Annotated in this window: 17 protein-coding genes, 2 pseudogenes and 1 riboswitch; of the genes and pseudogenes, 6 read left to right on the top strand and 13 right to left on the bottom strand. The window is 60.3% G+C overall.

Features of this window, described 5'->3' with window-relative positions; translation table 11 throughout:
- Positions 1-321: 321 nt before the first annotated feature.
- The 7 genes from HMPREF3140_RS19955 to tenA all read right to left on the bottom strand — a co-directional run bounded on the left by HMPREF3140_RS19955 (position 322) and on the right by tenA (position 7711).
- On the bottom strand, positions 322-1215 hold the full coding sequence (locus HMPREF3140_RS19955) for a LysR substrate-binding domain-containing protein (protein WP_016831594.1): 894 nt from the start codon (positions 1213-1215) through the stop codon (positions 322-324).
- Between the two features lie 195 nt (positions 1216-1410).
- Positions 1411-2892, bottom strand: a complete 1482-nt coding sequence (locus HMPREF3140_RS19950) for a pyridoxal phosphate-dependent decarboxylase family protein (RefSeq protein WP_073545874.1) — start codon at positions 2890-2892, stop codon at positions 1411-1413.
- Positions 2893-2901: 9 nt separating this feature from the next.
- A complete protein-coding gene (locus tag HMPREF3140_RS19945) occupies positions 2902-4287 on the bottom strand; it encodes a diaminobutyrate--2-oxoglutarate transaminase (protein ID WP_072198359.1) in 1386 nt (461 codons plus the stop codon).
- Between the two features lie 306 nt (positions 4288-4593).
- Positions 4594-5529 carry an ABC transporter substrate-binding protein gene (locus HMPREF3140_RS19940; RefSeq protein ID WP_023342795.1) on the bottom strand — a complete coding sequence of 312 codons (936 nt, stop codon included), beginning with the start codon at positions 5527-5529 and terminating at the stop codon, positions 4594-4596.
- 24 nt (positions 5530-5553) lie between these two features.
- Positions 5554-6294 (bottom strand): ABC transporter permease, encoded by a 741-nt coding sequence (locus tag HMPREF3140_RS19935; protein ID WP_004143673.1) that lies wholly within the window; start codon positions 6292-6294, stop codon positions 5554-5556.
- Entirely contained in the window at positions 6291-7019 is a 729-nt protein-coding gene (locus HMPREF3140_RS19930) for an ABC transporter ATP-binding protein (protein WP_004180001.1), read from the bottom strand. Before HMPREF3140_RS19930 ends, HMPREF3140_RS19935 begins: the two co-directional genes overlap by 4 nt.
- Positions 7016-7711 (bottom strand): thiaminase II, encoded by a 696-nt coding sequence (gene tenA, locus HMPREF3140_RS19925; protein WP_004189951.1) that lies wholly within the window; start codon positions 7709-7711, stop codon positions 7016-7018. The genes HMPREF3140_RS19930 and tenA overlap by 4 nt, the downstream gene beginning before the upstream one ends.
- A gap of 68 nt (positions 7712-7779) precedes the next feature.
- A riboswitch (TPP riboswitch) is annotated at positions 7780-7881 on the bottom strand.
- On the opposite strand from tenA, the pseudogene HMPREF3140_RS29670 reads away from it, so the two are divergent.
- Both HMPREF3140_RS29670 and HMPREF3140_RS19920 read left to right on the top strand, forming a co-directional pair.
- Positions 7882-8062: pseudogene (locus HMPREF3140_RS29670) on the top strand (hypothetical protein).
- A gap of 65 nt (positions 8063-8127) precedes the next feature.
- On the top strand, positions 8128-9234 hold the full coding sequence (locus HMPREF3140_RS19920) for a DUF4056 domain-containing protein (protein ID WP_002905531.1): 1107 nt from the start codon (positions 8128-8130) through the stop codon (positions 9232-9234).
- Positions 9235-9271: 37 nt separating this feature from the next.
- On the opposite strand, the gene HMPREF3140_RS19915 is transcribed toward HMPREF3140_RS19920, so the two are convergent.
- The 3 genes from HMPREF3140_RS19915 to HMPREF3140_RS19905 all read right to left on the bottom strand — a co-directional run bounded on the left by HMPREF3140_RS19915 (position 9272) and on the right by HMPREF3140_RS19905 (position 12614).
- Complete coding sequence (locus HMPREF3140_RS19915; RefSeq protein WP_021440176.1) at positions 9272-10444, bottom strand: Gfo/Idh/MocA family protein; 1173 nt, start codon at positions 10442-10444, stop codon at positions 9272-9274.
- A gap of 13 nt (positions 10445-10457) precedes the next feature.
- Positions 10458-11381 (bottom strand): TIM barrel protein, encoded by a 924-nt coding sequence (locus HMPREF3140_RS19910; protein ID WP_032411533.1) that lies wholly within the window; start codon positions 11379-11381, stop codon positions 10458-10460.
- A 192-nt stretch (positions 11382-11573) separates the two neighbouring features.
- The gene (locus HMPREF3140_RS19905; protein WP_004148452.1) at positions 11574-12614 is read right to left on the bottom strand and encodes a LacI family DNA-binding transcriptional regulator; all 1041 of its coding nucleotides are present in this window, start codon (positions 12612-12614) and stop codon (positions 11574-11576) included.
- A gap of 398 nt (positions 12615-13012) precedes the next feature.
- Between HMPREF3140_RS19905 and HMPREF3140_RS19900 the strand changes: the two genes are divergently transcribed.
- Positions 13013-14269: a sensor domain-containing diguanylate cyclase gene (locus HMPREF3140_RS19900; protein WP_032411530.1), complete on the top strand. Its 1257-nt coding sequence runs from the start codon at positions 13013-13015 to the stop codon at positions 14267-14269.
- Between the two features lie 97 nt (positions 14270-14366).
- Here HMPREF3140_RS19900 and guaD read toward each other — a convergent pair whose 3' ends face one another.
- Together guaD and HMPREF3140_RS19890 are read right to left on the bottom strand one after the other, a co-directional pair.
- The gene (gene guaD / locus HMPREF3140_RS19895; RefSeq protein ID WP_032411528.1) at positions 14367-15677 is read right to left on the bottom strand and encodes a guanine deaminase; all 1311 of its coding nucleotides are present in this window, start codon (positions 15675-15677) and stop codon (positions 14367-14369) included.
- Between the two features lie 101 nt (positions 15678-15778).
- Entirely contained in the window at positions 15779-17275 is a 1497-nt protein-coding gene (locus HMPREF3140_RS19890; protein WP_070553080.1) for an NCS1 family nucleobase:cation symporter-1, read from the bottom strand.
- A gap of 144 nt (positions 17276-17419) precedes the next feature.
- Here HMPREF3140_RS19890 and HMPREF3140_RS19885 point away from each other — a divergent pair, with 144 nt between their 5' ends.
- From HMPREF3140_RS19885 to puuE, 3 genes and pseudogenes are all read left to right on the top strand, one after another.
- On the top strand, positions 17420-18136 hold the full coding sequence (locus HMPREF3140_RS19885) for a GntR family transcriptional regulator (RefSeq protein ID WP_070553079.1): 717 nt from the start codon (positions 17420-17422) through the stop codon (positions 18134-18136).
- A pseudogene (gene hpxA / locus HMPREF3140_RS19880) lies at positions 18136-19007 on the top strand (allantoin racemase). Before HMPREF3140_RS19885 ends, hpxA begins: the two are co-directional and overlap by 1 nt.
- A complete protein-coding gene (gene puuE, locus HMPREF3140_RS19875) occupies positions 18892-19824 on the top strand; it encodes an allantoinase PuuE (RefSeq protein WP_004224949.1) in 933 nt (310 codons plus the stop codon). The pseudogene hpxA and the gene puuE overlap by 116 nt, the downstream one beginning before the upstream one ends.
- Positions 19825-19912: 88 nt before the next feature.
- On the opposite strand, the gene HMPREF3140_RS19870 is transcribed toward puuE, so the two are convergent.
- Entirely contained in the window at positions 19913-20704 is a 792-nt protein-coding gene (locus HMPREF3140_RS19870; protein ID WP_070553078.1) for a sulfite exporter TauE/SafE family protein, read from the bottom strand.
- Positions 20705-20769: the final 65 nt, after the last annotated feature.

The following is a 20769-nucleotide window of genomic DNA, read 5'->3' as shown; positions in this document are numbered from 1 at the left end:
AGGCGCAGCCGCCACCGGGCATTGAAGCGGGAATGGCGCAGAATGCCCATTGCCGGTGACTTCCGGACGGTTCCGTTCATCTCTTGTGCCCATTGCCGGGCGGCGCTGCGCTTGCCCGGCCTACATCAGCACGCAGGGAGAATGTAGGTCCGGTAAGGCGCAGCCGCCACCGGGCATTGAAGCGGGAGAGGCGCTGGGCTGGGCTGCGCTACGCTTGCCCGGGAGACAGAATGTGGAGGGGGTAACAGATGCTGCCGTACGGTTCCCTCTCCCTTCAGGGAGAGGGTTAGGGTGAGGGTGAATGGAAATGACGTGACAGTGTCACCTGTCGAGCCATCCCTGCAGGGCCTCGGTCATCAGTTCGCCGAGCAGCGCCACGGCGGCGGAATGGTGTTCCTCACGCGGGGTTTGTCGCAGGCTGACGGCCAGACTTCCTGGCGCTGGCAGGAGTCCTCCTGCGGGGCGCAGGTTGCCTGGCATGCCGATGCGGGTGCGTATCGTCAGGCCCAGCCCGGCCTGCACCGCCGCCCAGATGCCGCTCAGGCTGTGGCTGACGAACACCACCTGCCAGGGGATCCCCGCGGCATCGAGACAGGCAATGGCGCGGGAGCGCATCAGACACGGGCTGTCGAACATCACCAGCGGCAGCGGCTCGCCGGAGACCAGCAGAGCGCGAATATCCAGGTCAGGATGCGCAATCCACGCCAGCGGGCAGAGGCCCAGCCCGGAACCCTGATCTTCGTTTTGCCACAGCAGCGCCAGATCCAGCGCCTCTTCCGCCAGCGCCTGGTGCAGCGGACCATTGCGATCCACCCTGGCGACTATCCGCACCTGCGGATGATGCCGTTTAAATTGCCCGAGGATCCCCGGCATCAGCGATTCGCCAAAATCTTCCTGCATACCAAGGTGGATCTCGCCGGTGAGCCGCTCACCCTGCAGCGCGCGCAGGGTTTCATCATTGAGCGCCAGCAGGCGTCTGGCGTAGCTCATCAGCTTTTCGCCTTCCGCGGTGAGCACCAGATGCCGCCCCTGTTTGGTCACCAGCGCCGCACCGCACTGGCTCTCCAGCTTTTTAAGCTGGGCGCTGACCGCGGAAGTGGAACGCGATAGGCGCAGCGCTGCCTGGGCGAAACTGCCGCACTCCATGCCGGTCACAAAGCTGCGCAGGGCGTCGAGATCCAGCCCTGGTAAGCGTTTCTCCATCATCATCCCCATTTTCAGGACGTTTATCCTGAACGTTGTTATTTTCGGGATAGTACTGTGGCATCGCGAGAGGCAGGGGTCAACGGGCCCTGCGAAGAGAGCATTAGCGGTGCGGAAAGAAATAAAAAAAAAGCCGATAAGGACATTATCGGCTTATTGCAGGCAAGGCTGACAGCGGGGCGGCAGGCGCCGCCTCGCTAAGGCAGGTTATTGCGCCAGCAGCTCCTGAGCGGTGTGCTCCACCAGGTTCAGCAGAACCTTCACGTCATCCAGCGTCACCACCGGGTTCAGCAGGGTCAGCTTCAGGCAGGTAACGCCGTTGTGCTCGGTTACGCCGACGTTAGCGCGGCCGGAGGCCAGCAGGGCGTCGCCGACGCGCTGGTTGAGCAGCGCGATAGCCGCCGCGTCGCTCCCGGCCATCTGCGCCGGACGGGAACGGAACAGCACGCTCGCCAGCTGCGGCTGCATCACCAGCTCCAGCGTCGGCTGCGACTTCACGTACTCCGCCACGTTTTTCGCCATCGTGACGCCGTGATCGATGATCGCCGCATACTGTTTCTGGCCCAGCGCTTCCAGACCCATCCACAGCTTCAGCGCATCGAAGCGACGGGTGGTCTGCAGCGACTTAGACACCAGGTTCGGTACGCCGTGTTCTTCATCGAACTCGGAGTTCAGATAGGCCGCCTGATAACGCATCAGCTCGTAATGGCGCGCGTCCTTCAGCAGGAAGGCGCCGCAGCTGATGGTCTGGAAGAACTGCTTGTGGAAGTCCAGGGTAACGGAATCCACCAGCTCCAGACCGTCAAGGTAGTCGCGATACTGCTCAGACAGCAGCAGGGCGCCGCCCCAGGCTGCGTCAACGTGCAGCCAGATCTGATGTTCCGCAGCGATACCGGCGATGTCGCGCAGCGGGTCGATAGCGCCCGCGTCGGTGGTGCCGGCGGTGGCGACGATCGCCATGATCTGCTCGCCGTTAGCCTGCGCTTGCGCAATCTTCGCCTGCAGGTCGGACACGTCCATCCGCGCGAATTCGTCGGTTTTCACCAGCGTTACCGAGCGGTAGCCGAGGCCCATCAGCGCCATGTTCTTCTGCACCGAGAAGTGGGCGTTTTCCGAGCACAAGACTTTGTACTTGCGGATATCTCCCGGCAGCCCATCCTGCTGGATGGAGTGGCCCTGACGGGCGAAGAAGGCGTCTCGCGCCAGCATCAGGCCCATCAGGTTGCTCTGGGTGCCGCCGCTGGTGAAGACGCCGGCGTCGCCCGCCGGAAAACCGACCCGGGCGCGCAGCCATTCGATCAGCTTCATCTCGATAATGGTTGCCGACGGGCTCTGATCCCAGGAGTCCATGCTCTGGTTGGTGGCGTTAATCAGCACTTCCGCCGCCTGGCTAATCACCAGGCTCGGGCAGTGCAGGTGCGCCACGCACTGCGGGTGATGCACCGACAGGCTGTCTTTCAGGAAGTACTCGATCGCACGATCAATCGCCGCCTGGTTACCCAAACCCTGTTCGTTAAATTCTAGGGAGATACGCTCACGCAGCTCGTCAACGCTTTTCCCCTGATACATCTCAGGTTGCTTCAGCCACTGCACAACGGCCTGGCTGGTCTGCTCGATAACCTGCTGATAGGCTTCAACGCTCTGCGCTGAACCAGCAAGAATCGGATTCAATGTGGACATGGCGGTCACTTACTCCACTCAGACCGGTTTTACGCCGGCGGCCAGCAGGGCCTGTTCAAATTTGTCGAGGAACACGTCCAGCTCCGCGTCGCTGATCAGCAGGGACGGCAGCAGGCGCAGCACGCAGCCGTGACGACCGCCACGCTCGAGGATCAGGCCCGCTTCGAAGCATTTCTTCTGCAGCAGGGCAGAGAGTTCGCCGTCAGCCGGGTAGCAGCCCATGTGATCCTGCGCTTCGTTCGGCTTGACGATTTCGATACCGATCATCAGACCGAGACCGCGAACGTGGCCAATCACCGGGTAGCGTTTCTGCAGCTCGGCCAGTTTACCTTTCAGCCACTCGCCCTGGGCGGCGACTTTGTCGGCGATCTTGTTGTCGCGCAGATGACGCAGGGTGGTCAGGCCGGTGGCCATCGCCAGCTGGTTACCGCGGAAGGTGCCGGTGTGGTGACCCGGTTCCCAGGCGTCGAACTGCTTTTTAATGCCCAGCACCGCCAGCGGCAGCCCGCCGCCAACCGCTTTCGACATCACGATGATGTCCGGCTGAATACCGGCGTGCTCGAAGGCGAAGAATTTACCGGTACGGGCAAAGCCGGCCTGCACTTCATCGACGATCAGCAGAATGTCGTGCTCTTCGGTCACTTTGCGGATGCGCTGCAGCCACTCGACCGGCGCCGGGTTCACACCGCCTTCGCCCTGAACGGCTTCAAGGATCACCGCCGCCGGTTTACGGACGCCGCTCTCCACGTCGTTGATCAGGTTTTCGAAGTAGTAGGTCAGGGCTTTCACGCCGGCTTCGCCGCCGATGCCCAGCGGGCAACGATACAGGTGCGGGTAAGGCATGAACTGGACTTCCGGCATCATGCCATTAACCGCCGCTTTCGGCGACAGGTTGCCGGTGACGGACAGCGCGCCGTGGGTCATCCCGTGATAGCCGCCGGAGAAGCTGATCACCGCGGTACGACCGGTGTATTTTTTCGCCAGCTTCAGCGCGGCTTCCACGGCGTCAGCGCCGGACGGGCCGGTGAACTGCAGGCAATATTCTTTCCCTTCGCCCGGCAGGCAAGAGAGCAGGTATTCGGAGAAGCGATCTTTTAACGGGGTGGTAAGATCGAGAGTATGTAACGGCAAGCCGCTGGTAATGACACTTTGGATGCTCTGCAATACATCAGGGTGGTTGTGGCCCAGAGCGAGAGTACCGGCGCCCGCGAGGCAGTCCAGGTACTGTTTGTTATCCGCATCCGTCAGCCACACGCCTTCGGCTTTAGTGATAGCCAGCGGCAGCTTACGCGGGTAACTCCTGACATTCGATTCGAATTCGGCCTGACGGGCCAAAAAGGTTTCGTTGTTTGCGTCTAATAAATCGGCACGTAAAGTATCAATACGGACTTTATCCGTCATCATATCACTCCCACAACCAGCATTGCGGTTGAACGCTGGTTGAATAATTGGTGTAAGAAATTGAATTGGCATTCATAAAGCGCGCACAATATATGGCTTTTTAAATCCGCATTCAACGTTTTATTGATTGCGCTATTTTGACGTTATTCTTACCAGGGGCAAAATTAACGTAACTTGCTGAATTATAATAGAACAACGCTCTGTCACTATAACCCTTTAAAGTGTAATTATTAGTGAGAAAGTCTCTATATTTTTATTGCCGCTACGTTAAAGCGCTGACGGAATGCCTTCCGTCAGCGATAGCAAGACTCAATGCAGTTCCACCGCATAATTTGTTAAAGGTGTAACTTTTTTCACCAACTTATTGTTATATAAAAACTGTTCGTAAGTCTCGTAGCGCGCTTTATCCAGCGCTGCCGGATCGGTGGCGAACAGGGGCACGGTTTGCAACCACGCCTGGTGGTTGAGTTCGGTCCTAAGCTCCGGGTGGGCGGCGGCGAACGCCTCCCAGCTCTTCTGCGGATGGGCGCGCAGATAGCCCACTCCCTCCTGCAGGGCGGTGAGGAATTTACGGATCTTCGCCTCATGAATTGCGTCGCGATGGGCGACAATCACCAGCTCGTCATAGGCCGGCACGCCGTAATCTTCGACGTTCATCACCACCGGCGTTTTGCCCTGCAGCTTCAGCTCCTGCGCTTCTATATTACGATAGCCGCCGATAACCGCGTCCACCTGGCCGGCCAGCAGGGCGCTGGTCAGCTGGAAATTGACGTTCACCAGTTTGATGCTGGCCGGATCGATCCCCGCATGTTGCGCCATGGTCGCCAGGGTGGCCTGCTCAATGCCGCTGACCGAGTAGCCCACCTTCTTGCCTTGCAGATCTGCCGGGGTTTTGATCTGCTTATCCAGGGCGATAACCGTATTCAGCGGCGAATTAATCAGAGTCCCTACACGCACCAGCGGTAACCCTTCGTCAGCAAAGAAGTGCACCTGCGGCTGGTAGGTGATGGCCAGATCCGCTTGACGGGCGGCCACCATGCGCGGAGGCAGCGCGGGATCGGAAGGGGGGATAATCCTGACGTCCAGCCCCTGGGCCTTAAAGGCGCCGATCTGCTCGGCCACCATAATCGGCGCATGGTCGGGATTAATGTACCAGTCCAGCACCAGCGTCAGCGGTTCATTGGCCAGCGCGTGGCCGCTGAACAGGGCCGTCAAGGTTGCCCCGGCGAATAGCGACTTTTTCATCTGTTTTCCTTTATTACGTCATTCTTATTCCGGCGACCAGTCGATCAGCCGGTGTAGCAGGGTATCTACCGCCAGCCACAGCAGGAGGGTCAGTAGTACTAAAATAAACAGCGCGGCGAAGCAGATATCGGTTTGCAGTCGCGCATTGGCGTTGAGCATGACGTAGCCCAGCCCCTCGGCGGAGCCGACCCATTCGCCGATGATCGCGCCAATGGGCGCCACCGCCGCCGCCATGCGCAGGCCAGAGCCCAGCGCCGGCAGGGCGGCCATCAGGCGGACATGTCGCAGTTGCGCGCCGAAGGAGGCATTCATGCTGCGCGCCAGATCGAGATACTCCTGGTTGACCCGCCGCAAGCCATCAAAGAAGGCGGAAGTCACCGGAAAGAAAATCACCAGCACCGCCATCGCCACTTTGGCGCTCATGCCAAAGCCCAGCCACAGCACCAGCAGCGGGGCGAGGGCAAAGACCGGGATCGCCTGACTGGTGAGCACCAGCGGCATCAGCCAGCGCTGCAGACGGGGGGAGAGGATCATGCCCAGCGCCAGGGTGACGCCGAGCGTCACGCCCAGCGCCAGGCCGCTCAGGATCTCACTGAGCGTGATAAGCGTATGCCAGCCGAGATAGGCGCGATTAACCCATAGCGCCTCGGCGACCGCCATCGGGGACGGTAAAAGAAAATGGGGAATGCCGCTGCGGCTGGCCAGACCCCAGAGGAGCATCAGCCCGCCGAATACCATGCCGCCGCGCCAGAGACGTCCAGTCATGGTTGGGCCCTCATCAGCTGCTGCAGCAGGGCGGCCTGGCCGATCAGGAGATCGGGCGCGTCCGGCGCGCGCGGAGGTGTGCCGGCGAGGTGATGGCTATCATCAATGTCGCCGTCGGCCGCCGAGAGGACCAGCAGGCGGTGGCTCAACCGGCAGGCCTCCTGCGGATCGTGGGTGATAAGCACCACCGTGCGACCGGCCAGCAGGGTGGCCGCCAGGGTCTGAATGCGCGTACGGGTGAGGGTATCCAGCGCCGAGAAAGGCTCATCCATCAGCACGATGGGGCGATCCTCATACAGCGTGCGCGCCAGCGCGGCGCGCTGACGCATGCCGCCGGAGAGAGTCGCCGGGCGGGCGTCGGCGCAGGATGAAAGCTCAACCTGTTCAAGCAGAGCGGCGACCCGGGCACGATCGACTTTTTCACCGCGCAGCCGCGCGCCGAGGGCGACGTTGTCCCGAACGCTCAGCCAGGGGTAGAGCAGATCTTTCTGCCCCATCCACGCCAGACGGCCCTGAATCGGTTGCCCATCGCTGGCGACCACTTCTCCGCGGGTGGCGGGCGCCAGACCGGCCATTACCCGCAGCAGGCTGGTTTTGCCGGCGCCGCTGGCGCCGAGCAGCGACACCCACTGCCCGCCGGGGACCGTAAACGACAGGTTGTCGAACAGCCGACGGTCGCCGACATGCAGGCTCAGGCCACGGACCTCGATACCCGGCGCCGTCACGCCCGGGTCTCCGCCGCGGCGTTGAGGCCCATCTGCCAGAACTGAGCCTCAAGGCGGGTGGCGGTGGTGAAAATCTCGCTCAGCTCAGTGATTCGCGCCTCGCTCCCGCGCTGCTGCCACACCGTTTCCAACAGCGCCAGCGCGGCGCTGACGCCCTGCAGATAGCCTTCATCGCCATAGTTGCGGATCCATGAGGCGTAGGGGTTATCGTCCAGTCGGGTGGCGGGATGCTGCAGCAGGCCGAGACCGATTTCGGCGTAGCCCGCGACGCAGGGCATCAGGGCGACCAGCAGATCCAGCGCGTCACCCGAGTGGCCAATATCCAGGACATAGCGGGTATAGTTGAGGGTTTCGGGGGCTTCAGGTTGGGCGGCCATCTCCGGTTCGCTAATCCCCCACTGGGCACAGTAGCCGACGTGCAGCGGCAGTTCGTTGAGGATGGCATTCATCGAGGCGGCCGCGGCCCGCATCTCCGGCAGCGTGCGCAGTTTACTCACCAGCAGCGCGTAGCTGCGGGCAAAGTGAATCAGAAACAGATAATCCTGGGTCAGATAGCGACGAAAGGCGTTTTCCGCCAGCGTCCCAGAGGCAAGTTGCTGGACGAAAGGATGCGCCACATAGCGCTGCCAGTCAGCGGCGGCCAGCTGGCGTAAACGGCCGTAAAGACCTTGGCTAAAAGCGGGAACGATCACAGGACCTCCATTTATTCAGGGGAGATCCGGGCGTGCAGGGGTGTGAACAGGTAATGGCGGTAATGCTGGCAAAATTGCCGACCCGTCCCTTCGCTGGCATGACCCAGATCAGGTTCAAAGGGTTCGGCTTGCGCCATCTCAGCCCTCACGGGACACCCCTCGGTAGCGCTATGTTATACGACATTCACCTTTTGAATACAATCACCGCGCCACCTTGCCGCAGGATGATGGTAATGGGGGATAGTCAGCGCTTTTCCGCGCAAGAACTACTAACCACCGGGCCGCGACGAACGGAAGAGCGGCTTTTACGCGCGCAATAGTTTCGTTGTCGGCGCTGAATACCGTTTTTAACTAAAACCGCAGGCGCTATCTGCCGGTAAGATGCGCGCACTTTTATTGCTGTGGAGAGGCTGTTGATGCGTAAAGCCTTCTGGCTATTATTCGCGCTGGCGCTGCCGGCGCTGGCGCAGGATCCGGTGCTACCCGCCGTGACGGCGATCCATACGGCGCCCACCCTCGGTGAGCTGCCGCCGCCGGAGTCGCTGCGACCGTGCTGCGCTTTTGGTTACGACCTGCACGTGCGCGCGGCGGGCATTCCGATCCCGATGTACCAGATCGGTAATGTGTTGACTCTGGGTACGCTGGGTAAGCACCATTACAACGACAGCGCGTTCGGTGCGGTGAAAAATCTGCTGGGGCTCAGCGAGGAGCAGAACGGGCTTATCTATACCCGCCGCGGCGGGTTTATTGATATCGCCCATGTGCGCGATACGGCGGACAACACCTTTTATCTGTTCAATCGTATTGCGCCGACGCTGGGCCAGGCGGGGCGGATCTTCTACAGTGAAGAACTGGGCGTGCGCCGCGTGCAGCTGAATGCCTTTACGCCGCCGGCGGGCGTCAGGCAGCGCTATCAGCTGGCGGCCTGGCTCGCCGGGCATCTGGCCTTCGAAATCGCCCAGTGGCATGAGATCGCCCAGTGGTATGGCTTCCAGTCGGTCCCCGGGTTTTCCGAAGAGATTTCCGCTTTTTCGCCCGAGGATCTCTACTCCAATTTACTGGGCGCGAGGCTGGCGATTAATGTCATCCTCAGCGGCCACGGCGGTTCGCTGGAGGATTATAACCAGGCCATGGATGCGGCGCTGAAACAAGTGCTGACCCGGCTGCTGGTGGCGACGCGCGGAGAGACGGAAGCGATGTTTCAGCAGATCGACGGCGACTGGTGGAATAGTCACCGGCGGGTGCCGGATAAGTTTCTGGTACTGAAGCGTAACTACGATCTACAGGAAAACCGGCTGCCGACGCCGGTCCCATTCGAAACCATGCCGCCGTATCGCCTGACCATGCCGGAGCAGGTCGGGGGATTCCGCTTACGCGACCTCGGCGAACTGCAGATCTATCCAGGGCACGATATGCAGGCATTGCCGGTTCCCGCGCAATACTATGGCGCCGGAGCGTTCCAGGGGCTGGCGGACCGCGCCCATGAGGCGGATAAAACCCAGCTGGCGCGGACAGAAAAATAGCCGTAAAGGCTCAGGACGAACGCCCTGAGCCGGCGAGTTAGCGGAAGTCGACCCAGCAGGCGCCGTTGTCGGCAGAACGCACGCAGTTTTCCACCCAGCGGACGCCGAACGCCCCGGCGCGGGCGTCCGGGTACCAGAAGTCGGCCAGCAGCGCCTCGTCGCGACGGTCGGCGGCATCCATGGCGATGGCGAAGCGGCGATAGAGATTCGACCATGCCTCAAACAGTCCCTCGGGATGGCCGCCGCCGATGCGATCATCCTGACGCGCCAGCGGATCGAGATAGTCCATACCGCGCTCGAGGATGCGCACGGGTTCGCCCTGGATTTCGTAGCGTAGCTGGTTGGGCTGTTCATCCCACCATTCGAGACTGGCTTTTTCACCGATGATTCGCACCTTTTGCCCGTGCATCGAACCGCAGTTGACGGCGGAGCTCCACAGTGAGCCGATGGCCCCGTTGTCATATTCCATCAGTACATGGGCGTTATCTTCCAGCGGCGCGCGGCTTTTGACGAAGCTTTGTCTGGCGCACATCAGCCGGGTGATCTTCAGCTGCGGGGCCATGGTTTCGACCAGAAACAGCGGATGGGTGGCCAGGTCGCCCAGCACATAGCTGGGGCCGACGAAGCGGGGATCGACCCGCCAGCGGGTACTGGCGTTTTCCTGTTCCACCGGCTGGGCGTGAAAACCGTGGGCAAACTGCATATTAACGATACGGATATCGCCCAGCAGCCCGTCGGCGATCATCTGCCGGGCCTGCAGGATCAGCTGGTGGCCGGCATAGCCGTAGGTCACCCCGATGATCTTGCGCCGCCGCTGGCTGAGCGCCACCAGCTCGTCAGCTTCCTCGCTGCTGAAGCACAGCGGCTTTTCGCACACCACGTGCAGCCCGGCCTCCAGCGCGGCCCGGCAGATGGCATAGTGGGTGTTATTTGGCGTGGCAACTGACACCGCCTGAATGCCGTCAGGCCGGGCAGCCTCGCCGCGGAACAGGCTTTGATAGTCGGCGTAACAGCGGTCGGGATCCACCCCCAGCCGTTGGCCGAACTGGCGTCCGCGCTCGCCATCAATATCAAAGGCGCCGGCCAGCAGCGTGAAGGTGTTATCGCGCAGCGCTGCAGAACGGTGAATATAGCCGATCTGGCTGCTGCCGCCGCCGCCGACCATGCCCCAGCGCAGGGTGCGGTCGAGAGGTTTTAAACCGTTAATCATGTCGTGCCTCCTGTCAGAATCCGACGTCGCGCAGATAGCGCAGACTTTCCGTGACCGCCTGCAGGCTGCCTGCGGCATGGCGCGGGTCGCGCTCTTGTTCAATGGTTATCCAGCCCTGATACCCCCGGCGGGCAAGAAAGTCTTTGATAGCCGGATAGTCAATGGCGCCGCTGCCGAGCGGGCACATCACCCCTTCGGCGCAGGCAGTGAAGAAGTCGATACCTTCATGGATAGCGCGCTGATAAACCTGCGGGTCGACATCCTTGAAGTGCAGATAGTCCAGGCGGTGGTAATAGCGATCCAGCCAGTCGAGCGGATCCATCCCGGCGTAATAGAGATGTCCGGTGTCCAGACACAACCCGGCGACGTTGTGCGGGATATCGTTGGCCAGCCGCTCGATCTCATCCGCGAATTCAATGCTGCCCCCGGCGTGCGGATGGATAACCGCCCGCACACCGTACTCCTGCCAGGCGAGGGTGCTAAGGGCGATAATGTGCTCCATCATGCGCTGCCAGTCTTTGTCATTGAGGCGCGGAGCCAGCGCGCCGCGCCCGGCAAAGCGCGCCCGTTCGGGGTTGCCGAAGTCGATAATCACCAGATAGGGCGGCTGGAAAGGGCGGCCCGGGATCGGTTCGGCAGCGGCTACCTGCGACAGATTGCGGCAGATTTGATGGGTCAGCGCCACCAGGGTGGGGAAATGGGCCTCGCTCACCAGATCGTCAAAGATCGTGCCGGCGACCAGCGACAGCTGATGCTGCTCCAGCGCCGCGCGCAGGCTGGCCGGATCGGTGGGGAGATAACCCCAGGGGCCGAGCTCAATGCTGCGATAGCCAGCCTGCGCCGCCTCCTTAAGCACGGTAGCCCAGGCAGGGAGGTTAGGGTTTTTCGGGTCATCGACGCCCCAGCTGCAGGGGGCGTTAGCGATAGGATGTATCATGTCGGCTTCCTTTTTCATACAAGGGATGCCGCTGAGTATTGAATAAAGATTTCATTGTCAACAATGATGGAATTTTGATTTTATGATAATCATCATGATTTTAATTGATGGATATTTTGATAATTTTTTATCAAGTCGAGAGGTGGCGCGGTCCGCCCGATAACCGTCTCCGCTGGAGACGGAGCCGGAAATTTACATATTTTCTTTGGTGATGATATCGAAAGGCTGAGGGAGTGAAATCACCTCGCTATGGGGGCGTGAAGCGGCGTCCGCCATGGCGCGCAGCGTAACGGCGGCAAACTCATCCAGCCGGTGGTTAAGCATGATGTCGATGGTGCCATCGATCAGGGCCAGTTCACTGTCGCTGAGCGGACCGTGGCAGACCAGAGCGATCTCCTGCTGACGGCCGCTGTCGCGCAGCGCGTCGACGATCCCTTCGACGCCGCCGCAGGGGGCGTAGATCGCCTGCAGGGCCGGGTACTGAGTCAGCATCTGTTCCGTCACGGTCCTGGCGATATCCGCCCGTTCATGACTGCGAACCGGCTCAAGGATCTGTTGCCCCTTGCCCTGTTCTCGCAGGCAGGAGCGAAAGCTGATCTCACAGCTTTCCTGGCAGGTAAAACGATTATCGCCAATGATAATGCCAATTTCGCCATTCCCCCGGCATAAGCGCTCGATAAACCAGGCGGCGGTGCGCCCGGCTTTATGATTATCGAGGCCGATATACCCGCTGCGCTGGGGGACCGACAGATCGGAAAGCAGGGTGAACACCCGCACGCCGCGGGCGGCGGCCCGGGCCACCGCGTGGCGAATCAGCGGGTGATCCAGCGCCACCAGGCCGAGCACCTCCACTTCATCGCTGAGTCGGTGAATGGCCTGAGCCATCGCTTCCACCGCATCGATGGCAAAATGCAGTATCACCGGCGCCTGGCCCGCCGGTAGCCATGGGGCAGCCTCGCGCGTCAGCGCCCGGGCCAACGGCAGGTAGAAGGAGTGGCTCTCCTGCAGCAGGATAAAGCCCATTCTGATCGTGACCGGCGCTTTGCCGGCAGCCAGGCGATAGTGGGGCTGCTCGAGGGTAAAACCCAGCCGGCGGGCGGCCTCCAGCACGCGCCGCGCCGTGGACTCTTTCACCGCCGCGCGCTTATTGAGCACCCGATCGACGGTGGCTACGCCGACGCGCGCTTCACGCGCAATGTCGGCAAGGGTGATTTTAGTGGCGATTTTTTTCAAGGTAATTGTCGCTATGAATGAGCGTAATGATAGAAACTATCACGGTTAGCCTGGGCAGAAAAGCGACTCTCTGCCCGCCCTGGCCTATGCCGCTGCGCCTGCCGGGTAACCCCTGTTGGCGATGCACACTCTGTGATCAAAAGCGACTACCCGTTCTGGCATTGCTGCTATGCTGTTGAAATAAAATTATTATTAAAGGCAGCATCGCTTCTGTTGGTTAAACTGCGCGCAAAGTCACCCTCAGAGGGCTTTACTGGGCGCATAACCGACTATACTTGGCGCGCTCGCGCGTAATTGCGGTTTCTCGGTGTCTATTTTGCTTTCACTTTAAACCAGCGTTGGGGCTGCACAGCGTTAAGTGCCGTTCCGCGCCGGCAGTGGGTCGGTTTGGGGCCTGTATGTTATTAAAAGAGCTGGCTGTTTTTGAGGTCTTAAGCACCCCGATATGGGTAGTTCATCCTTTTAACGAAAGGGTGGTCTATGCCAATCAGGCTTCCCGGACATTGAGCGGCGAGATGTCGCTCAATGAGATGCGTAACGGTATTTATTCCACCTGTCCGGAAACGCAACTGCAGCACTACCTTCGCTATCTCGACACCATGAGCGAGATATTCGAAGTCTGGACGTTACCCACCGCCAATGGGTTGCAGTCGGTGTATTGCAAAACCACCCTGATTGATACCGAAGACTGTGGTTGCTTGCTGCTGTTTGAAGCCGTGAAGCTGCTGGCGCAAAATCAGTCGATTCATACCGGCTCCCGCCGCTACCAGCGGCGTAACAATGGCTTTTTCGCTCGCTTTTTTATGACCAATACCGCGCCGATGCTGTTGATCGACCCTCATAAAGATGGCCGGATTGTCGATGCCAATATTGCCGCGCTACGTTTTTATCATTATTCCGATGAGGAAATGCGCACCAAACATACCTGGCAAATAAATACCCTGGGCCGGGACGTCATCCCCATTATGAATAATATTGCCAATCTGCCTGGCGGTCATAAACCGCTTAATTTTACGCATATTCTGGCTGACGGCTCGCTACGTCATGTCCAAACTTATGCCGGGCCGGTGGTGCTGTATAATATTCGACTGATGCTATGCATCATTCACGATATCACCGAAGAAGTGCATCTGAAAAAAGAGCTGGAATTTTCCGCCGCCCACGATCCGTTAACCGGCTTGCTTAATCGCCGGGAGTTTCACCGTCTGGTTGAGGCGCCAACTTTTATCCCCCGGGGTTATTGTCTGCTGTTAATCGATATCGATCATTTCAAGAGCATTAATGATATTCACGGCCATCAAAAAGGCGATGAGGTCCTGCTGGTGCTCTCTCGTATTCTGGAAACGTCGGTCGACCGCGAAGATAAAATTTATCGCTGGGGTGGAGAAGAGTTTCTGCTTTTTTTGCCCCATTCGCCGATCGGCCGCGCGCTGATACTGGCGGAGGGGATCCGCCAGGCGGTTAGCGAATACCAGACGCTGTCGGTGACCGTCAGCATCGGCGTGGCTGAACATCATGACGGCGAAACGGTTGAACAACTGTTTTCCCGCGTCGATAAAGCGCTGTATGCGGCAAAAAATGATGGGCGTAATCGGGTGACGCGCATGCCTTTTGACAGCTCTGAGCGACGGCGCAGTAGAGATGGCGCCGCCTGAATAAGCCCCGCCTGTAGTGGGTTAGCCTGCGTTAAGGTGGCAAACAAGGTATGGTGCGTTTTCTCGTTCTTTTCAGGAAGTGGGACTGGCTGAGGGGTCAGTCCTGACACCACACCCGCTCGCCGTTCACCCACGTCTCGCTGATATTGCGTTCATCACCCAGGGTCATCAGCACGAACAGCTGCTCATAAATGTCATGGCAGCGGCCTATGCGCAGGCGCTGCAGCGGGGTGACCGCCGGGTCAATCACCACAAAATCCGCCTCTTTGCCCGGCTGGAAATTGCCAATTTTCTCCTCCAGCCGCAGGGCGCGCGCCCCGCCGAGGGTGGCGTGATAGAAGGCCTCGCTGGCGCGCAGGCGATAGCTCTGCAGTTGTCCTACCTTGTAGGCCTCGCCCAGCGTCCGCAGCATGCTGAAGGTGGTCCCGGCTCCGACGTCGCTGCCGATGCCCATCCGCACCTGGTGCTGCCAGCAGGCGGGCAGGCGGAACAGCCCGCTGCCGAGAAACAGATTCGACGTCGGGCAGAAGGCGACTGCGGACCCGGTGTCATGCAGGCACTGCCACTCGGCATCATCGAGATGGATCCCGTGAGCGAAGACGCTGCGTTCGCCGGTGAGCTGATAGTGATGATAGACATCCAGGTAGCGCGCATGCTCAGGCCACAGCTGTTTAACCCAGGCGATCTCCTCCCGGTTTTCACTGAGATGCGTCTGCAGCCAGGTGTCGGGAAACTCGGCCCGCAGGCGCTGCACCGCCTCCAGCAACGCCGGAGTCGAGGTGGGGGCAAAGCGCGGGGTGATGGCATAGCCCAGCCTGCCGCGCTGATGCCAGCGGCGGATCAACGCCCGGGTCTGCTCGTAGCTCTCCCCGGCGGTTTCGCACAGGTAGTCGGGCACATGGCGATCCATCATCACTTTCCCGGCGATCAGGCGCATGTTGAGGCGCAGCGCTTCGCTGAATAACGCCTCCACCGATGCCGGATGCAGGGTACAAAACACCAGCGCGGTGGTGGTGCCATGGCTTATCAGCTGATTTACAAAAAACTGCGCTATCTCCTGGGCATACTCCGCATCGGCAAACTGGCTCTCCACCGGGAAGGTGTAGGTGGTGAGCCACTCCAGCAGCTGTTCGCCAAAGGCGCCGATCATCTCGGTCTGCGGATAGTGAACGTGGGCATCAACGAACCCCGGCAGCAGCAGCTTACCCCTCAGATCGACATAGCCCTTCAGGGGATGCAGAAAGGCTTCCCCCTCATGCCATGGCAGCAGGGCGATAATTTTCCCCTCCTGCAGGAACAACAGGCCATCATCGAGATAGCGGGCCTGGGCGGCCACCTCATCCGGGGTCTCTGCCACGCCGGCGATATCAAAAAATGCACCGCGCACAGCGGTCTGGTAATCCATCATCGAACCTGCCTTCTCTTAACGCTCTGGGAATAGTGATAAACAGCAAGATTGGTGCCAGTTTGCAGCCTGCCGCGGCCAGACGCCGCGGCAGAAGGGGAAGGTTACTCTTTTTGCGCCACCGCGCCGGAGCGGAAGGCGGCTTTCGCCTGCACTTCGCGCTCGTCGCGAGCCAGCCAGCGGTAGGTGGTGGCGCCGAGGAAGACGCCGATAAACCAGCTGAAGTTCGCCACTTCATGCAGGGCCGGAATAAAGCTGATAATCAGCCCCAGGCCCACCGACGGCAGCAGGGCGGCAATCGCTTTCGGGTTAAAGCCATTGCGGTACCAGTATTTACCCTGTGGCGTATCGTCAAACAGATCGTCCACTGACACCCGGCCGCGTTTGATCAGGTAGAAGTCGGCGATCAGGATGCCAAACAGCGGGCCAATAAAGGCGCCCAGCACGTCGAGGGTATAGTGGATCAGCTCCGGGGAGTTAAACAGGTTCCACGGCGTCAGGAGTATCGAGCCCACCGCGGCAATCATCCCGCCTGTACGGAAGCTGATTTTCTGCGGGGCGCAGTTGGAAAAATCGAAGGCCGGCGAGACGAAGTTAGCCACGATATTGATGCCGATGGTGGCGGTGATCATGGTCAGCAGGCCGATGGCCACCGCCAGATCGTTACCCACGCGGCTGACGGTTTCGATCGGGTCGGTGATCATTTTGCCAAACAGCGACTGGGTGCCGGAGACAATCACCACGGTAACCACCGAGAATAGCAGAAAGTTAAACGGCAGTCCCCAGCGGTTACCGCGGCGGATCTCGCCCATGCTTTTGCCGTAGCGGGAAAAGTCACCGAAGTTAAGCAGCGGCCCGGAGAAGTAGGAGACCACCAGCGCCGTGGCGGTGATCATCTGCCAGGTCTGCTCGCCGGCGCTCAGGGATTTGCTGGCGAGGGTAAAGGAGATACCGTCCAGACCAGTCTTGTATACAATCCAGCCGGCCAGCGCCAGCATCACCACATAAACCGCCGGACCGGCGATATCGATAAAGCGTTTGATGGCGTTCATGCCATGCCAGAACACCATCGCCTGCAGCAGCCACATAGTGGCGAAGCACAGCCAGCCGAGGGGCGACAGCCCGAGAAAGCTGCTGCTGGTCAGCGAGGCAAGGGAGGGCCAGAACTTGAGCAGGACCAGCATCAGGGCATTCGCCGCCAGATAGGTCTGAATGCCGTACCAGGCAAAGGCGATCAGCCCGCGGATCACCGCCGGGATATTGGCGCCGAAAACGCCAAACGCCTGACGACAAATCACCGCGTAAGGCACCCCGGCCATCTGGCTCGGCTTCGCCACCAGGTTGGCGCACAGCTGGACAATACAGATGCCCACCAGCAGGCAGAGCAGAACCTGCCAGCTGGCCAGCCCAAGCGTAAAGAAGCTCGCCGCCACTACGTAGCCGCCCATGCTGTGCACGTCCGACATCCAGAATGAAGAGATATTGTACCAGCTCCAGTTCTGGTCGCGGGTCGGCGCCAGATCGTCATTACATAGCCGCGGACTGTAGCCGGCGGCCGCCTTGTGAGTCTTCGTCTGCTGCGTGTGGGATGAATGTGGCATGAAACCTGCTCCTCTGAATGAAAACCCTTTGATATGGATTGCTGAGGCTATTGCAGGATCCAGGCCAGAATGATGAATCTTGTATACAAAAATTAAATTTTATGTATACGATCTGCTATCGATAAGTGAAACCGGAGTGGCTTAATGAATAATGAACATCGTCTCCAGGCCGCGCCAGCGCTGCAGGACAAGGACGAAAGCATTTACCAGGCGCTGATGACGGCTATCGTCGAACATCAGCTGCCGCCGGGCAGCAAACTGCCGGAAGAGGCGCTGGCGGAGGTGTTCGCCGTGAGCCGCACCGGCATCAGAAAGGTGCTGCAACGACTCGCCGCTGTGCAACTGGTCACGTTGACGCCCAAACGTGGTGCACACGTCACCAGCCCGAGCGTGGAAGAGTCCCAGGCGATCTTTCGCACCCGGGCGCTGCTCGAGGCCGCCAATCTCCCCGATGTGATCGCGCGCTGTCAGCCGCCGCATCTGGCGGCGCTGGAGAACATTATTCAGCGTGAACAGCAGGCCCATGCGGCGCACGACGGCCCGGCGGCGATCCGCCACTCCGCTGACTTTCATATTCAGCTGCAGGCTATCTCCGGCAACCCGGTGCTCACCGAGATGGTGACCCGCCTCAGCCAGCGCTCCTCTTTAGTGATTGCCGCCTGGGGCGCCCCCTGGCGACAGGGCTGCCGTTGCGACGATCACCAGCAGCTGGTCGATTTGCTGCGGGATAAAGCCCTGCAGCCGCTCAGCGAGGCGCTGATGCACCATTTTGATCATATTATCGCCAGCCTGTGCTTCGAGCGCGATGGCGTCAGCCTGCCCGATTTTTCCCGGCTGTTCGCCGGCCACAAGGAGTCGTGATGTCTTCCGTTCGTATACAAGTGATTAACCCCAACACCAGCCTGGCGATGACTGAAACGATAGGCGCCGCTGCGCGTGCGGTCGCTGCACCGGGCACCGAGATCCTTGCGGTCTGTCCCCGCGCCGGGGTGCCGTCAATTGAGGGCCACTTTGACGAAGCCATCGCGGCGGTCGGCGTGCTGGAGCAGATCAGGGCCGGACGCGAGCAGGGAGTGGATGGGCATGTGATCGCCTGCTTCGGCGACCCGGGGCTGCTGGCGGCGCGGGAGCTGGCCCAGGGGCCGGTGATCGGTATCGCGGAGGCGGCAATGCATATGGCGACGATGGTCGCCACCCGTTTCTCCATTGTGACCACGCTGCCGCGCACGCTGATCATCGCCCGTCATTTGCTGCACCAGTACGGATTTCATCAACATTGCGCGGCGCTGCACGCCATTGATTTGCCGGTGCTGGCGCTGGAAGACGGTAGCGGCCTGGCGCAGGAGAAAGTGCGTGAGCGCTGCATTCGCGCGCTGAAAGAGGATGGTAGCGGGGCGATTGTTCTTGGCTGCGGCGGGATGGCGACCCTGGCGCAGGAGCTGACCCGCGAGCTGCGGGTGCCGGTGATCGATGGCGTCAGCGCGGCGGTGAAGATGGTGGAGTCTCTGGTCGCGCTGGGCCTGGCGACCAGCAAGCATGGGGACTTAGCGTTCCCGGAGAAAAAAGCGTTAAGCGGACAGTTTCAGTCGTTAAATCCATTTTAAAAGGGGCAGGAGATGGGAGAGAACCAGGAACACTATCCTCGCGATCTGCGAGGTTACGCAGGGGAGCCGCCGCACGCGCGCTGGCCGGGTGGGGCGCGGATCGCGGTGCAGTTCGTCCTCAACTATGAGGAAGGCGCGGAGAATCACGTCCTGCATGGCGATGCGGGTTCGGAACAGTTCCTGTCCGATATTATCGGCGCCGCCAGCTACCCGGCGCGCCATATGTCGATGGATTCACTCTATGAGTACGGCAGCCGGGCAGGGTTCTGGCGCATCCATCGCGAGTTCAGCCAGCGCGGGCTGCCGTTGACGGTCTTCGGCGTGGCGATGGCGCTGGCGCGGCATCCGGAGATTGTGGCGGCGATCAAGGCCGCGGATTACGATGTGGTCAGCCACGGCTGGCGCTGGATCCACTATCAGCACATGGATATTGCCGAGGAGCGCGAGCATCTGCGCAAAGCGGTGCAGGTGCTGACCGACCTGTTCGGCAAGCCACCCACCGGCTGGTATACCGGCCGCGACAGCCCTAACACCCGCCAGCTGGTGGTGGAGCACGGCGGCTTTGACTACGACAGCGATTATTACGGCGATGATTTACCTTTCTGGAGCGAAGTGACCTGCAGCGACGGCAGCCAGCGGCCGCACCTGATCGTGCCTTATACCCTCGACGCCAACGACATGCGCTTCGCCACCGCCCAGGGATTCAACACCGCGGAGCAATTTTATACCTATCTGAAAGACAGCTTTGACGTGCTGTACGCCGAGGGTGAAACCGCGCCGAAGATGATGTCCGTGGGAATGCACTGCCGGCTGCTGGGGCGCCCGGGCCGTTTCCGCGCGCTGCAGCGTTTCCTTGACTATATCCAGCAGCACGACAAGGTGTGGGTCTGCACCCGGCAGCAGATTGCCGACCACTGGCGCGAAACCCATCCGTATCGCGGGTAGCTTGTTGCCCCTGAACCTGGCCCTCTCTCCAGGGAGAGGGCTCCGCCCGGCCGCGTCTGTTACACCGGTTCACCAGAATGTAATTTGATTATTGAATAAGCATGGCGAGGAGTACCAGGCACAGCGGCAGCACATAGATGCGCGCATACCATACATCCGGTACCGCAGGGATTGCCCGGCGGCTAAACACTATCCCGGCCCAGCCGGTCAGGACGAGCAGGCCTAAAATTTTCAGGCTGATAAACCCCAGAAATCCGCTCAGCGGAATGCTGTGCCAGCCAATGACGGCATAGGTCACAGCCCCGCATAGCGCCACGGGCAAAGAAAGCGGGTTGGATGCGCTAACGCACTCCTGCATTGCATACCCGTGTCGCCGTAGCAGGGGCACCGTCATGACGCTGCCGCCCACGCCCAGCAATGCGGCGATCGTACCGATAATCACACCGCCGCCGGTGACCACTGGCAGGGACAGGCGACGCCGAGCGCTGCCCGTGAAAAAACCCTTGCGCAACAAACAATCGCTGATGGTTGCCAGCATATAGAGAATAAACAGCGCGCGAACAATATTCTCGCTCAATATCCCCGCCAGACAGGAGCCGACCACCGCCCCAATGGCAATAAACCATAACAACGGAAACAGCGTCTGCGCGGCAAGCCTGCCCGCCCGCCAGTTTCGATAGCTGACCCAGCCGGCGTTAAATATCATCACCGCCGTTGAGGTAGCCACCGCGACATGCATGGCGTTGCCCGCGATCGCCGGCTGCCGGAGCATCAGTTGATAGACAAAGGGCACCACCACAAAGCCGCCGCCGAAGCCGAACAGCACCGTGGTAATGCCGGTAGTAAAGCCTGCCAGCGCAATAATAACGATCTCATTCAAGAGAGTATCCCCGACCTGAAAATGAGCGAGCAGCTTATACCGGTCGCGTACTGCTTCCCATTTGC

It is taken from the genome of Klebsiella sp. HMSC16A12 (assembly GCF_001808265.1).
Lineage (GTDB): Bacteria > Pseudomonadota > Gammaproteobacteria > Enterobacterales > Enterobacteriaceae > Klebsiella > Klebsiella pneumoniae.
The sequence above is the reverse complement of the archived record's forward strand: the minus strand, read 5'-3'. Positions and strand labels throughout refer to the sequence as shown.